The 13,865-nt window shown below is 71.6% G+C and carries 12 protein-coding genes; 10 read left to right on the plus strand and 2 right to left on the minus strand.

Translation table 11 applies throughout. The annotated features are described in order from the left end of the window. Positions 1 to 16: 16 nt before the first annotated feature. The 4 genes from J3486_RS35305 to J3486_RS35320 all read left to right on the plus strand — a co-directional run bounded on the left by J3486_RS35305 (position 17) and on the right by J3486_RS35320 (position 3,671). A complete protein-coding gene (locus tag J3486_RS35305; protein ID WP_207827881.1) occupies positions 17 to 1,555 on the plus strand; it encodes an NAD(P)/FAD-dependent oxidoreductase in 1,539 nt (512 codons plus the stop codon). Next, a complete protein-coding gene (locus tag J3486_RS35310) occupies positions 1,552 to 2,484 on the plus strand; it encodes an alpha/beta fold hydrolase (RefSeq protein WP_207827882.1) in 933 nt (310 codons plus the stop codon). The genes J3486_RS35305 and J3486_RS35310 overlap by 4 nt, the downstream gene beginning before the upstream one ends. Beyond that, on the plus strand, positions 2,481 to 3,356 hold the full coding sequence (locus tag J3486_RS35315) for an SDR family oxidoreductase (protein ID WP_207827883.1): 876 nt from the start codon (positions 2,481 to 2,483) through the stop codon (positions 3,354 to 3,356). The genes J3486_RS35310 and J3486_RS35315 overlap by 4 nt, the downstream gene beginning before the upstream one ends. Positions 3,357 to 3,470: 114 nt before the next feature. Continuing rightward, positions 3,471 to 3,671 (plus strand): hypothetical protein, encoded by a 201-nt coding sequence (locus tag J3486_RS35320; RefSeq protein WP_207827884.1) that lies wholly within the window; start codon positions 3,471 to 3,473, stop codon positions 3,669 to 3,671. A 113-nt stretch (positions 3,672 to 3,784) separates the two neighbouring features. Here the strand turns inward: J3486_RS35320 and J3486_RS35325 are convergent, their stop codons facing one another. After that, the gene (locus tag J3486_RS35325; protein WP_207827885.1) at positions 3,785 to 7,141 is read right to left on the minus strand and encodes a S41 family peptidase; all 3,357 of its coding nucleotides are present in this window, start codon (positions 7,139 to 7,141) and stop codon (positions 3,785 to 3,787) included. Between the two features lie 127 nt (positions 7,142 to 7,268). Between J3486_RS35325 and J3486_RS35330 the strand changes: the two genes are divergently transcribed. After that, the gene (locus J3486_RS35330; RefSeq protein WP_207827886.1) at positions 7,269 to 7,856 is read left to right on the plus strand and encodes a TetR/AcrR family transcriptional regulator; all 588 of its coding nucleotides are present in this window, start codon (positions 7,269 to 7,271) and stop codon (positions 7,854 to 7,856) included. A 116-nt stretch (positions 7,857 to 7,972) separates the two neighbouring features. Next, on the plus strand, positions 7,973 to 10,195 hold the full coding sequence (locus tag J3486_RS35335) for an MMPL family transporter (RefSeq protein ID WP_207827887.1): 2,223 nt from the start codon (positions 7,973 to 7,975) through the stop codon (positions 10,193 to 10,195). Here the strand turns inward: J3486_RS35335 and J3486_RS35340 are convergent. Further along, positions 10,185 to 10,541 carry an SsgA family sporulation/cell division regulator gene (locus J3486_RS35340; RefSeq protein ID WP_207827888.1) on the minus strand — a complete coding sequence of 119 codons (357 nt, stop codon included), beginning with the start codon at positions 10,539 to 10,541 and terminating at the stop codon, positions 10,185 to 10,187. The genes J3486_RS35335 and J3486_RS35340 overlap by 11 nt on opposite strands. Positions 10,542 to 10,700: 159 nt before the next feature. Between J3486_RS35340 and J3486_RS35345 the strand changes: the two genes are divergently transcribed. From J3486_RS35345 to J3486_RS35360, 4 genes are read left to right on the plus strand one after another with little or no spacing between them, the layout of a single operon-like run. After that, positions 10,701 to 11,753 (plus strand): energy-coupling factor ABC transporter permease, encoded by a 1,053-nt coding sequence (locus J3486_RS35345; RefSeq protein ID WP_207827889.1) that lies wholly within the window; start codon positions 10,701 to 10,703, stop codon positions 11,751 to 11,753. Position 11,754: 1 nt separating this feature from the next. Continuing rightward, positions 11,755 to 12,516 (plus strand): cobalt ECF transporter T component CbiQ, encoded by a 762-nt coding sequence (cbiQ, locus tag J3486_RS35350; protein ID WP_207827890.1) that lies wholly within the window; start codon positions 11,755 to 11,757, stop codon positions 12,514 to 12,516. Next, the gene (locus J3486_RS35355) at positions 12,504 to 13,274 is read left to right on the plus strand and encodes an energy-coupling factor ABC transporter ATP-binding protein (protein WP_207827891.1); all 771 of its coding nucleotides are present in this window, start codon (positions 12,504 to 12,506) and stop codon (positions 13,272 to 13,274) included. Before cbiQ ends, J3486_RS35355 begins: the two co-directional genes overlap by 13 nt. Before the next feature lie 56 nt (positions 13,275 to 13,330). Beyond that, a complete protein-coding gene (locus tag J3486_RS35360) occupies positions 13,331 to 13,849 on the plus strand; it encodes a hypothetical protein (RefSeq protein ID WP_207827892.1) in 519 nt (172 codons plus the stop codon). Positions 13,850 to 13,865: the final 16 nt, after the last annotated feature.

The following is a 13,865-nucleotide window of genomic DNA, read 5'->3' on the forward strand; positions in this document are numbered from 1 at the left end:
CTAGGGAGGCGCCGGGATGGCTGAGCACGAGCACGTACGGGTGGCGGTGATCGGGTCCGGGTTCGGCGGGCTCGGGGCGGCGGTGAGGCTGCGCCGCGAGGGCGTCACCGACTTCGTGGTCCTGGAGCGGGCGAGCGCCGTCGGCGGGACCTGGCGGGACAACAGCTACCCGGGCTGCGCCTGCGACGTGCCGTCGCACCTGTACTCGTTCTCGTTCGCCCCGAACCCGGACTGGCCGCGGACGTTCTCCGGGCAGGAGCGCATCCATGAGTACCTGGAGCACGTCGCCGACACCTTCCGGCTGCGCCCGCACATCCGCTTCGACTCCGAGGTGAAGCAGGCGCGCTGGGACAACGACAAGCTGTGGTGGGAAATCGAGACCACAGGGACCGCGAGCGGGACGCTCACCGCGGACGTCGTCGTCTCGGCCACCGGGCCGCTGTCCGACCCGAAGGTCCCGGACATCAAGGGTCTTGACGGCTTCGGGGGCAAGGTCTTCCACTCGGCCCGCTGGGACCACGACTACGACCTGCGCGGCAAGCGCGTCGCCATGATCGGCACCGGCGCGTCCGCGATCCAGATCGTGCCGGCCATCCAGAAGGAGGTCGGGAAGCTCACTCTCTTCCAGCGCACCCCGCCGTGGGTCATGCCGCGCGCCGACCGTGCCATCACGAAGGCCGAGCGCTGGCTGCACCGTCAGCTGCCCTTCACCACGCAGGCCCGCCGCGGACTCCTGTGGGGCATCCGGGAGTTGCAGGTCCAGGCGTTCACCAAGCGCCCCGACGAGCTGGGCATGGTCGAGCGGCTGGCCAAGCGGAACATGTACCGGGCGATCAAGGACCCGGCGCTGCGCGCCAAGCTCACCCCCGACTACCGCATCGGCTGCAAGCGCATCCTGCTGTCGAACGCCTACTACCCGGCGCTGGCCCAGCCGAATGTCGACGTCGTCGCGTCCGGCCTGAGCGAGATCCGCGGGAACACGCTGGTGGCCGCGGACGGCACCGAGGCCGAGGTCGACGCGATCGTCTTCGGCACCGGCTTCCACGTCACGGACATGCCGATCGCCGACCGCGTCATCGGCGCCGAGGGCGTCAGCCTCGCGCAGAGCTGGAAGGGCGGCATGGCGGCGCTGCGCGGCGCGACCGCCGCCGGGTTCCCGAACTTCATGACGATCATCGGGCCCAACACCGGCCTCGGGAACTCCTCGATGATCCTGATGATCGAGTCGCAGCTGAACTACATGGCCGACTACCTGCGGCAGTTGAACGTGCTCGGTGGCCGCGTCGCCCTCACCCCGCGGCAGGGCGCCGTCAACGGCTGGAACAACCGCGTCCAGGACCGGATGAAGCGCACCGTGTGGAACACCGGCGGCTGCGACAGCTGGTACCTCGACGAGAACGGCCGCAACACCACCGTGTGGCCCGGCACGACCACCGAGTTCCGGCAGGCCACGCGCCATGTGGACGTGGGGGAGTACGAGGTGGTGCGCCCGCCCGCGCAGGCGGCGCCCGGCACGTCCCGCAGGAAGAAGAAGGCCGGGGTGAGTGCCGCGTGAGCCGGAATGTGCAGGTGCGGACGGGGCCGTTCGCCCCGCCCGTGCCCGAGCGGGAGCCGGCCGTGGAGTCGGCCGACGGGGCGCGGCTGCACGTGGAGGTGCACGGCGCCGAGGGCGCGCCCGCCGTCGTGCTCGCGCACGGGTGGACCTGCTCGACCGCGTTCTGGGCCGCGCAGGTGCGCTCGCTCGCCCGGGACCACCGGGTGATCGTGTACGACCAGCGGGGCCACGGCCGCTCGCCCGCGCATCAACTCCCTTACAGCACCGACATGTTGGCCGACGACCTGGAAGCCGTGCTGGCGGCGACGCTCGCTCCCGGCGAGCGGGCGGTGGTCGCCGGGCACTCCATGGGCGGGATGACGATCATGGCCGCGGCGGGCCGGGAGCGGTTCCGGGAGCATGCCGCCGCCGTACTGCTGTGCAGCACGGGGAGTTCGCGGCTCGTCGCCGAGTCGACGGTGGTGCCGCTGCTGCCCGCGAGCGCGCTGCGCACCCGCCTGACGCGGGCGATCCTCGGGTCGAAGGCGCCGCTGGGGCCCGTGACGCCGCTCGCCAAGCGGATCCTGCGGTACGCGACGATGGGGCCGGCGTCGGCCGGCGACCGGGTCGAGGTGTGCGCGCGGATCGTGCACGCGTGCCCGCGCCAGGTGCGCCACGGCTGGTCGCAGGTGCTGGACGGGCTGCAACTGGACGCCGGGGTCGGCGAGTTGACGATGCCGGTGGCGGTCGTCGGCGGCACCGCGGACCGGATGACGCCGATCGCGCTGGCCCGGCGGATCGCCGCGGGGCTGCCGGACTGTGTGGGCCTGACCGAACTGCCGGGCCTCGGCCATATGACGCCGATCGAGGCGCCCGAGGCGATCACGGACAGGATCCGTGCACTCGTGGAGGATTACGTGCAGAGGGAGAAGGGGTCGGACGTCGCATGAGCAAGGTGAGTCTCGAAGGACAGGTCGCGGTCGTCACGGGCGCGGCGCGTGGGGTCGGCGAACTGCTGGCCCGCAAGCTGTCGGCGCGTGGCGCCAAGATCGCGCTCGTCGGCCTGGAGCCGGACGAGCTGAAGCAGGTCGCGGGGCGGCTGCACTCCGACGCCGACTGGTGGCACGCCGATGTCACCGACCACGAGGCGATGGCGCAGGTCGCGCGGGAGGTGAAGGAGCGGTTCGGGAAGGTCGACATCGTCGTGGCCAACGCCGGTGTCGCCACCGGCGGGCCCTTCGTGGACTCCGACCCCGACGCCTGGCGGCGGGTCATCGAGGTCAACCTCATCGGGTCGGCCGTCACGGCCCGCGCCTTCCTCCCCGTACTGATGGAGTCGCGCGGCTATCTGCTGCAGATCGCCTCGCTCGCCGCGATCACCCCGGCGCCGATGATGACCGCGTACTGCGCGTCCAAGTCGGGCGTCGAGGCGTACGCGCACAGCCTGCGTGCCGAGGTCGGCTACAAGGGCGTACGGGTCGGCGTCGGGTACCTGTCGTGGACCGACACCGACATGGTGCGCGGCGCCGACCAGGACGACGTGATGCGCGAGCTGCGCCAGCGGCTGCCGTGGCCGTCGAACAAGACGTATCCGCTGGGCCCGGCCGTCGACCGGATCGTGGACGGCATCGAGCGCCGCTCCTCGCACGTGTACGCCCAGTGGTGGCTGCGCGGCATGCAGGGGGTCCGGGGCTATCTGCCGGCGCTCATCGGCACGGTCGGGCAGCGCGAGATGCGCCGCTTCGAGGGGCGGCTCGGCACCGTCTCGAAGGGTCTCGTCGGGGCGGGCGGCGCCGCCGACGAGTCCGTACGAGCGCGCTGACCTGCGGTTATTACGTCCTCGCACGCTCCGTCATTGATCGAAATGCGACGTATGTCGGGTCGTGGCAGGCTGGTCGAGGCCCCATCCCCTCACCCAATCACGGGAGTGAAAAGCATGGGCATCATGGACCAGTTCAAGGACAAGGCCGATCAACTGCAGGAGCAGGCGAAGGAGAAGCTCGGCGGCGCCAAGGACGAGGCGGGTGAGCGCGCTCAGCAGGGGCAGGACCAGGTGAGCGAGCGTGCTCAGCAGGCCCAGGACGAAGCGAGCGAGCGCGCCCAGCAGGCCCGGGACAAGTTCCAGCAGGATTCCTGATCGCGCACGGTCGGGCCCCACCCGGATCGCCGGGTGGGGCCCGACTTCGTTGTGCGGGGCGGCTGTTCCGAAGGGTGAAGCGGGGTGTGCTGAGCGGGCCGGGGGATGTGCCGCTACTTCCCCCGACCCGCGTGGCGGGGCGGCAGCTTCGGGCGGCGTCGGTCCGGTACGTCGGAGTGGTCGGGCGGGGTGAGCGCACCCTGTTCCCTGAGCAGGTCCAGGGCCAGTTCGACCGCGTCGTCGAGCTGGGCGTGCCGGCCCTCGGCCCAGTCGAGCGGGGTGCGCAGCACCTCGATGTCGGGGTCGACGCCCCGGTTCTCGACGGACCAGCCGTACTCGGGGAACCACGCCGCGTTCATCGGCACGGTGATCACGGTGCCGTCGCCGAGGGTGTGCCGCCCGGTCATCCCGACGACGCCGCCCCAGGTGCGCTGCCCGACGACCGGGCCGAGCGCGAGCAGCTTGAACGCGGCGGTGATCATGTCGCCGTCGGACGAGGTCGCCTCGTCGGCGAGGGCGACGACCGGTCCCCGAGGGGCGTTCGACGCGTACGACACGGCCTGCGCGTTGCGCGTGAGGTCCCAGCCGATGATGCGCCGGGTCAGCTTCTCCACGACGAGCTCGCTGATGTTGCCGCCCGCGTTGCCGCGCACGTCGACGATGAGCGCGGGCCGGGCGACCTCCATGCGTAGATCGCGGTTGAACTGGGCCCAGCCGGAGCCGCCCATGTCGGGGATGTGCAGATAGCCGCACTTGCCGCCGCTCAACTCCCGTACGACGGCGCGGCGTTTGGCCACCCAGTCCTGGTAGCGCAGCGGCCGTTCGTCGACCAGCGGGACGACGGCGACCCGGCGGGCCCGGCCCTCGCCCTCGGCCGGACGCGAGGGGCCCGAAGGGCCTTCCTCGGAAGGGGGGTGGTGGGCGACGGTGTGGGCGAAGGTGAGCTCGACCGTCGTGCCGCCGGACCCGGCGAGCAGCGGGAACGGGCCCGTCACCGCGTCGACCGGGCGGCCGTCCACATGCGTGAGGACGGCGCCCTCGCGGATGCCGGTGCCGGCCAGCGGGGACCGCGCCTTGGAGTCGGACGAGTCGCCGGGCAGGATCCGCGCCAGCTGCCAACCGCCTTCCCGGCACACGAAGTTGGCGCCGAGCAGGCCCTGGGCGCGCTGGTAGTGCGGCGGCCCCTCGTTGCGGCGCGCGGCGGAGACGTAGGCGTGCGAGGTGCCGAGCTCGCCCAGGACCTCTCGCAGCAGGTCGGCGAACTCGTCGGGCGAGGCGACCCGCTCCACCAGCGGCCGGTACTGGGCGAGGACGCCGTCCCAGTCGATGCCGCACATCTTCGGTTCCCAGAAGTAGGCGCGGATGATCCGGCCCGCCTCCTCGAACGCCTGGCGCCACTCGGCGGCCGGGTCGGCCTCGTGCAGGATGCGGCGCAGATCGATCCAGACCGTGGAGTCGTTGTCGCCGGCCTCCGTCGAGGGGACGGCCTGGAGGTCGCCCTCGTCGCCGACGACGAGCCGGGTGCCGTCGCCGCTGACCGCGAACCAGTCCATGTGGTCGACGAGTTGGGTCTTCTTGCCCTTCGCCGGATTGAAGTGCTCCAGGGTCGGCTGCGAGGAGGTGTCGGCAGGGTTGGCGAACGTCTCGCCGAGCGCGCCCGAGATCGGCCAGCGCAGCCAGACCAGGCCGCCGCCCGAGACCGGGTGCAGCGCCGAGTACTTGGAGGCGGCGACCGGGAACGGGAAGACACGGTTGGCGAGGCCCTCGATCTCCACGGTCGGCGTGCCTCCCCCAGTGCCGAAAGCCTGGGAGGTGCCCTCTCCGGTGTCCTCGCCCGGGTCCAGACCCCCGGCGGCGGTCCGCCCGTCGGGCGAGAGCGCGAACGGTGACGGCGTCGCCGACGACAGCGGTACGAGGTAGGGGCGGCAGCCCAGCGGGAACGACAGGTCGCCGGTGTGCACGTCGTAGACCGGGTCGAAGCCGCGCCAGGACAGGAAGGCCAGATAGCGGCCGTCGCGGGTGAAGACCGGATTCTCGTCCTCGAAGCGGCCGTTGGTGACGTCGACGATGACCCGGTCCTTGATCCGGGCCATCTTGATCTGCCGCAGCGAGCGGCCCACCCCCGGGTGCGACCAGGTCAGCCAGGCGCCGTCGGGGGAGAACGCGAGATCGCGGACCGGGCCGTTCGTGGACCGGATCAGCTCGGTGACCTCGCCGTCGGACTCCTCCGTCGCGTCGATGAGCAGCACCCGCCCGTCGTTCGACGCGATGGCGAGCCGCTCCCCGTCCGGGTCCGAGACCAGCTCCTGGACGCGGCCGAGCCTGCCGGAGGCGAGCCGCCTCGGCTCCCGGTCGCCGCTGGCGCGCGGCAGGTACGCGATCTCGACGGCGTCCTCGCCCTCGGCGTCGGTGACGTACGCGACCTGTCCGCCGCTGCCGAGCATCTCCGGCAGCCGGACGCGCACGCCCGGCGTCGCGGTGATGGTGCGGGCCGGGCCGTCGCGGTGGGTCAGCCAGTACAGCGAGCCGCGCACGACGACCGCGCTGGCCCGGCCCGTCTCGTCGACGGAGAGCGAGTCGACGTGGTGGGCGGCCGGCACCTGGTAGCTGCGGCGCCCGGCGCGCGGCCCGCCGAGGCGCACGTCGAGGCGGCGCGGCTCGGAGTCCGGGCCGAGCGAGTCCAGGATCCACAGGTCGCCCGCGCACTGGTAGACGATGCGGGCGCCGTCGGTCGAGGCGTGCCGGGCGTAGAAGGCGTCGTGGTCGGTGTGCCGGGTGAGGCCGGTGCCGTCGGGACGGCAGGAGTAGACGTTGCCGACGCCCTCGTGGTCGGAGAGGAACGCGATGCGGCCGCCGACGAACATCGGGGCGTCCAGGTGCCCGTCGAGATCGGCGAGGATCCGCTGACCGTGCACCCACAGCCGGCCCTGCGCGCCGCCCCGGTACCGCTTCCAGGCGGCCGGCTCGTGCGGCGGGGTCCCGGTCAGCAGCAGCGTCCGCCGCTCCCCGTCGATGTCGGCGACCTGGATGTCGGAGACCGGCCCCCAGGGCAGCTTGCCGCCGGGGGAGCCGTCGGTCGGCACGCTGTAGGCGAAGGTGAAGTAGGAGAACGGCTCCCCGTGCGAGGCGACCGCGAGGATGTCGCTGCGCCCGTCCTTGTCCGGGGGCGTCCACCCCCTGACCTGGGTGTCGACGCTGCCCCAGTAGGTGAGCCTACGGGCGGCCCCGCCGTCGACCGGGGCCAGGTGGATCTCCGGGTCGAGGCTGCGCCAGTTCGTGTACGCGATGTGGCGGCCGTCGGGCGAGAAGCGCGGGTGCCCGACCTTCGTGCGGTCGACGGTGACCCGCCAGGCGCGGGCCGATCCGTCGAGCGGGGCGACCCACAGGTCGTCCTCGGCGACGAAACACAGTCGCTCGCCGCTCAGGTGCGGGAATCTCAGGTAGGCCCGGTCCTCTGCTTCCTCAGTCACCTCCTCATGCTTTTCCGTGTCGGGGGCTCCGGCAACCGCTCGTGTGGCAGAGAGCACGTACGAAACGGTTTCGTTTCGTTAGCGCGGAGGGTATGTTCATGGCGTACGAACCCGGAGAGGTGAGGTCATGGTCGCCGAAGCCGCAGCGAGACGCAGCCGGATCACGCCGGAGCGCGAGGCCGAGCTGTACGGCGCCGTGCTCGATCTGCTCCGTGAGGTCGGTTACGACGCCCTGACGATGGACGCCGTGGCGACCAGGACCAGGTCCAGCAAGGCGACGCTCTACCGCCAGTGGGGCGGCAAGGCCGAGCTGGTCGTGAAGGCGCTGCGGAGCCAGAAGCCGCAGTTCGACGAGATCGACACCGGGTCGCTCCGCGGCGATCTGCACGCCATGGTGCTCCGTGACGACGACTGTCACATGGAGCAGAACAGCGCGCTGATGCGGGGCCTGATGGTGGCGGTGCACGCCAACCCCGATCTGCTGGCCGCCTTCAAGGAGTGGGTCGTCGCCCCCGAGATCTCCGGTCTCGACCGGATGCTGCGGCGGGCGGTGGACCGGGGCGAGATCCGGGCCGACAACCCGGCGCTCGACTACGTGATCCACATGCTGATCGGCGCGTTCGCCACCAGAACGCTCATCGACGAGCAGCCACCCACCCAGGTCTACCTCGCCTCGTACATCGACGCTGTGGTCCTCCCCGCCCTCAGCGCGTAACGCCCCGCCGACCCCCTTTCGCACCACCCCTGTTCACCTGACGCGCCCCGCTCGCGTCGTCGGGCCGATGCCCCCTGCCCAGATCCACCCCCCGACCCGACCGGGAGTACGCCCTCGTGGCCACGTTCCTCTACAAACTCGGCAAACTCGCCTTTCGCCGACGGCACTTCGTCGCCCTGATCTGGGTGGCGCTGCTCACGCTCGCGGGCGTGGGCGCGGCCTCCGCGCCGACCGCCGCCTCCAGCTCCTTCTCGATCCCGGGCACCGAGGCCCAGAAGGCCTTCGACCTGCTCGACCAGCGCTTCCCCGGCTCGGCCGCCGACGGCGCCACCGCCCGGGTCGTCTTCCGGGCCCCGGCCGGCGAGAAGCTCTCCGACGCCGCCAACAAGGCGGACATCGAGAAGACCGTCGCCGACATCAAGACCAGCTCGAAGCAGGTCGCCTCCGTCGCCGACCCGTTCGTCGCCAAGACGATCAGCAAGGACGGCACGATCGGCTACTCCTCGGCCTCGTACAAGGTCTCCTCGATGGAGCTGACCGACGCCGACCGGGACGCGCTGCAGCAGGTCATCGACGAGGCCAAGAAGACCGGCCTGACCGTCGAGGTCGGCGGTGACGCGCTGCAGGCCATGCCGGAGACCGGCGCCACCGAGGTGATCGGCATCGCGGTCGCCGCCGTGGTCCTGATCGTCACCTTCGGCTCGCTCGTCGCCGCGGGCCTGCCGCTGCTGACCGCGATCATCGGCGTCGGCATCGGCGTCTCCACCATCACGGCCCTGGCCGACGCGCTCGACCTCGGCACCACCACCTCCACGCTCGCGATGATGATCGGCCTCGCGGTCGGCATCGACTACGCGCTGTTCATCGTCTCCCGCTACCGCGCCGAGCTGGCCGAGGGCCGCGAGCGCGAGGAGGCCGCGGGCCGGGCCGTGGGCACCGCCGGATCGGCCGTCGTCTTCGCCGGTCTGACCGTCGTCATCGCGCTCGTCGGCCTCGCCGTCGTCAACATCCCGATGCTCACCAAGATGGGCATCGCGGCCGCCGGCACCGTCGCGATCGCCGTGCTCATCGCGCTCACCCTGATCCCGGCCCTGCTCGGATACGCGGGCAAGCGCGTCCACGGCCGCAAGGCGCGCGAGCGCCTCGGCACGGACGCGCCGCAGAAGACGAACATGGGCACCCGCTGGGCCAGCTTCGTGCTGCGCCGCCCGGTCGCCGTCCTGGTCGCCGGCATCGTCGGCCTCGGCGCCATGGCGATCCCGGTCGCCTCGCTGGAGCTGGGCCTGCCCGACGACGGCGCCCAGCCCACCGACACCACCCAGCGCAAGGCGTACGACCTGCTCTCCGACGGCTTCGGCCCCGGGTTCAACGGTCCGCTGATGACGGTCGTGGACGCCCGCGGCGCAGACGACCCGAAGGCCGCGGTCGACCAGGTCGTCTCCACGATCAAGAAGACCGACGGCGTCGCGGCCGTCGCCCCCGCCACCTTCAACAAGGCGGGCGACACCGCGATCATCAGCGTCGTCTCGAAGTACAAGCCCTCCTCGGTGGAGACCGAGGACGTCGTGCACGCCATCCGTGACGCGGGCCAGGACATCAAGGCGGACACCGGCGCCGAGCTGAGCGTCACCGGCTCGACGGCCATGAACATCGACGTCTCGCAGAAGCTGAACGACGCCCTCGTGCCCTATCTGGCCCTGGTCGTCGGCCTCGCCTTCCTGCTCCTGATGGTGGTCTTCCGCTCGGTCCTCGTCCCGCTGAAGGCGGCCCTCGGCTTCCTGCTCTCGGTGCTCGCCGCGCTCGGCGCCGTCGTCGCCGTCTACCAGTGGGGCTGGCTCGGCTCGCTCTTCGGTGTGGAGCAGACCGGCCCTGTCATGTCGATGATGCCGATCTTCATGGTGGGCGTGGTCTTCGGTCTCGCGATGGACTACGAGGTCTTCCTCGTGACCCGGATGCGGGAGGCGTACGTGCACGGGGAGCGCCCGGCGCAGGCGATCGTCACCGGGTTCCGGCACGGGGCGCGGGTGGTCACGGCCGCGGCGATCATCATGATCGCGGTGTTCGCGGGCTTCATCGGCTCGTCCGAGCAGATGGTGAAGATGATCGGCTTCGGCCTCGCGATCGCCGTCTTCTTCGACGCGTTCGTCGTCCGCATGACGATCGTGCCCGCCGTGCTCGCGCTGCTCGGCAAGCGTGCCTGGTGGCTGCCGAAGTGGCTGGACCGCGCGCTGCCGAACGTGGACGTGGAGGGCGAGGGTCTCAAGGACGCCGTCGCCGGCGAGGACGGCACGGACGACGCGGGCGACGCGGACGGCGACCGGGAGCTCGTCAGGGCGTGACCGTCGCCGACGGGTGAGGGGTGACGGCCGTGTACGTACGACGCAGGAAGCGGATCAAGGGCTTCACGTCGAACTGCACGACCGTCACCCCTTCCCGCGTGTGGAACTCGATGACCGTCTGCACCCGGCCGCACGGCCAGACCCGCACGTCACCGCCGGTGGCCGGGGCGCGCAGACCGCGCTCCAGGAGATCGCGGGGGAAGACCCACTCGCCGGTGCCGGGCAGGGTCACCCGGATCCGGCCGTCGTAGCGCAGCACGACCGGGATCGCCCGGTGCGCCTCGGGGGAGTCGGTGACGAGATGGGCGCGGGCGTACTGCTCGACGTACTGCTCGACGGCACTCATAGGTCAAATGTCGCATATGTGGCATTGCTGGGCCCAGGTTTCACCGGCCTCAATTGGACTTGAGACGCTCTTGCAAGGTGTTCGCAACAAGCCACTATCATCGAACGGTTACCCGCCCGAGCGATGACCGGATCACCAGCGGAGAGTCGAGCCCCTGCCATGCATGTCCCCGACGGATTCATCAACGCCCCCGTGTCGGCGGCCGCCGGTGTCGTCGCCGCGGGCGCCGTCGCCGTCAGCCTGCGCGGCGCGCGGCGCGAACTCGACGAGCGCACGGCCCCGCTCGCGGGCCTGGTCGCGGCGTTCATCTTCGCCGTGCAGATGCTGAACTTCCCGGTGGCCGCCGGTACCAGCGGCCACCTCCTGGGCGGCGCGCTCGCGGCGATACTCGTGGGCCCCTACACAGGGGTCCTCTGTGTCTCCGTGGTCCTGCTGATGCAGGGCGTCCTCTTCGCCGACGGCGGCCTGACGGCCCTCGGCGTGAACATCACCGACATGGCGATCACCACCACCGTCGTCGCCTACCTGGTCTTCCGCGGCCTGGTGAAGGTGCTGCCGCGCACCCGCCGCTCGATCACCGTGGCGTCGTTCGTGGCGGCGCTGCTCTCGGTCCCGGCCGCCGCGGTCGTCTTCACCCTCATCTACGCCGTCGGAGGGACCACCGACGTCTCGCTCGGCAAGGTCGCCACCGCCATGGTCGGCGTGCACGTCCTGATCGGCATCGGCGAGGCCGTCATCACGGCGCTCACCGTCGGCGCGGTCGTGGCCGTCCGCCCCGACCTGGTGCACGGGGCGCGCGGCCTGCACAAGCCGCTGAAGCTGAAGGTCGCCGGGGAACTGGTCGACGCGCCCGCGCCCGCCGCCCCGGTGGCCGCCCGTTCGCACCGCAAGGTCTGGGCGATCGGCCTGGTCACCTCCCTCGTCCTGGCCGGCTTCGTCTCCTTCTACGCCTCCGCCAACCCGGACGGCCTGGAGAAGGTCGCCCACGACCAGGGCATCGACAAGAAGACGAAGCCGCACCACACCTCCGACTCCCCGCTCGCCGACTACGGCGTCAAGGACATCACCGACGCCCGCATCTCCGGCGGTCTCGCCGGGGTCATCGGCGTCGGCGTGACGGTCGTCGCGGGCTCGGGCGTCTTCTGGGCGCTGCGCAGGCGCCGCACCGGCGACGCGGCCTCCACCGAGGTCCGCACCCAGGAGACTGTCTGACATGGGCGCGGGACACGCGCACCGCCTCTACCGCGCGGGCACCTCGCCGGTGCACGCGCTGCCGCCGCACACCAAGCTGGCCGCGGTCTTCTGCTTCGTGGTCGTGGTGGTCTCCACCCCGCGTGAGGCGATGTGGGCCTTCGCGCTCTACGCGGTCCTGCTCGCGACGGTCGCGTACGCGGCCCGGGTGCCCGCCGGGTTTCTGCTGAAGCGGCTGCTCATCGAGATCCCGTTCGTGGCCTTCGCCGTGCTGATGCCGTTCGTGGCGGAGGGCGAGAAGGTGCAGGTCCTCGGCCTGTCGCTGAGCGAGAGCGGCCTGTGGGGCGCCTGGAACGTCCTGGCCAAGGGCACGCTCGGCGTCGCGGCCTCCGTCCTCCTCGCCTCGACGACGGAACTGCGCGAACTGCTCCTCGGCCTCCAGCGCCTCAAGCTCCCCCCGCTCCTCGTCCAGATCGCGTCCTTCATGATCCGGTACGGGGATGTGATCACGGACGAGATGCGGCGGATGCGGATCGCGCGGGAGTCGCGCGGCTTCGAGGCGAAGGGCGTCCGCCACTGGGGCGTCCTCGCGAAGTCCGCGGGCGCCCTCTTCATCCGCTCCTACGAACGGGGCGAACGCGTGCACCTGGCGATGGTCAGCCGGGGGTACGCGGGCTCGATGCCGGTGATCGACGAGGTCACGGCGTCGCGCGCGCAATGGTCGTACGCGCTGACCCTGCCGGGGGCGGCGCTCGTGGTGTGCCTGCTGGGATGGATGCTGTGACCGTGACTGCTTCTCTCGAGGTCTCCGGCCTCGCCTTCGCCTACCCCGACGGCCACCAGGCCCTCTTCGGCGTGGACTTCTCCATCGCCCGGGGCGAACGCGTGGCCCTGCTCGGCCCGAACGGCGCGGGCAAGACCACCCTGGTCCTGCACCTGAACGGCATCCTGACCGGCGGCGCGGGGACGGTGACCGTCGCCGGGCTGCCCGTCGGCCGCGCCCACATGGCCGAGATCCGCCGCAAGGTCGGCATCGTCTTCCAGGACCCCGACGACCAGCTGTTCATGCCGACGGTCCGCGAGGACGTCGCGTTCGGCCCGGCGGCGGCTGGCCTGAAGGGCGCCGATCTTGAGGCCCGCGTCCACAAGGCGCTCACCCTCGTCGGCATGGAGGACTTCGCGGACCGCCCGCCGCACCACCTGTCCTTCGGCCAGCGCCGCCGGGTGGCGGTCGCCACGGTCCTGGCCATGGAGCCCGAGATCCTCGTCCTCGACGAGCCGTCCTCCAACCTCGACCCGGCCTCGCGCCGCGAACTGGCCGACATCCTGCGCTCGCTCGACGTGACGGTGCTGATGGTCACCCACGACCTCCCGTACGCCCTGGAGCTCTGCCCCCGCTCCCTGATCCTCAGCGGCGGTGTCATCGCGGCGGACGGCACGACCGGCGACCTTCTCGCGGACGAGGAGCTGATGGGCGAGCACCGCCTTGAACTGCCGTTCGGGTTCGATCCGAAGTCGGTTGCGGGGCGTACGGCGGGCTGAGCCCGGCAGGTCGGCGGGCCCGCCCCGATGTCGTACCCCGCTTCTATGCTCCAGCGATGACGACCTACGAAGGCACGCACCCCACCGTCCTGGTCCGGGTGGCGGACCGGCAGGCCCGGATCGACGAGCGGCTCGCCCCGGCGATCGAGGCGATATGGGAGTGCGGGTTCGACACCTTCACCTGCTGCCAGGATCTCGCGGAGAGCAACGCGGACTGGCCGCGGAAGCTGCCGCACATGGCGCAGTGGGTGGAATCCCGGCGTGGCTGGATGCTCATCGACTTCCCGGTCACCGACGGACTCGCCTTCCTCTCCGCCGTGGCCAACGCCGGCCCGCGGGACGCGTTCTACGTGCGGATGACCCACTGGGCGGCCCCGGACGCCTGGCGCGTGAACGTCAAACCGATGGACGCGGCGATGTTCCAGGACGACCTGCCGTCCCGGTTCCGCCTGCAACTGCTCCAGGTCAGCTTCCCCGGCTCCGACCTGCCGGAGATCGTCCGGCGGCTGCGCGCACACGCCGAAGGCCGCTCGGTGCCGCCGGCCCCCGCCGACTGGAGCACGGTCGGCCGCTGAGTTCCGGCTCCGCACC

This window comes from Streptomyces sp. VRA16 Mangrove soil, assembly GCF_017377775.1.
Classification (GTDB): domain Bacteria; phylum Actinomycetota; class Actinomycetes; order Streptomycetales; family Streptomycetaceae; genus Streptomyces.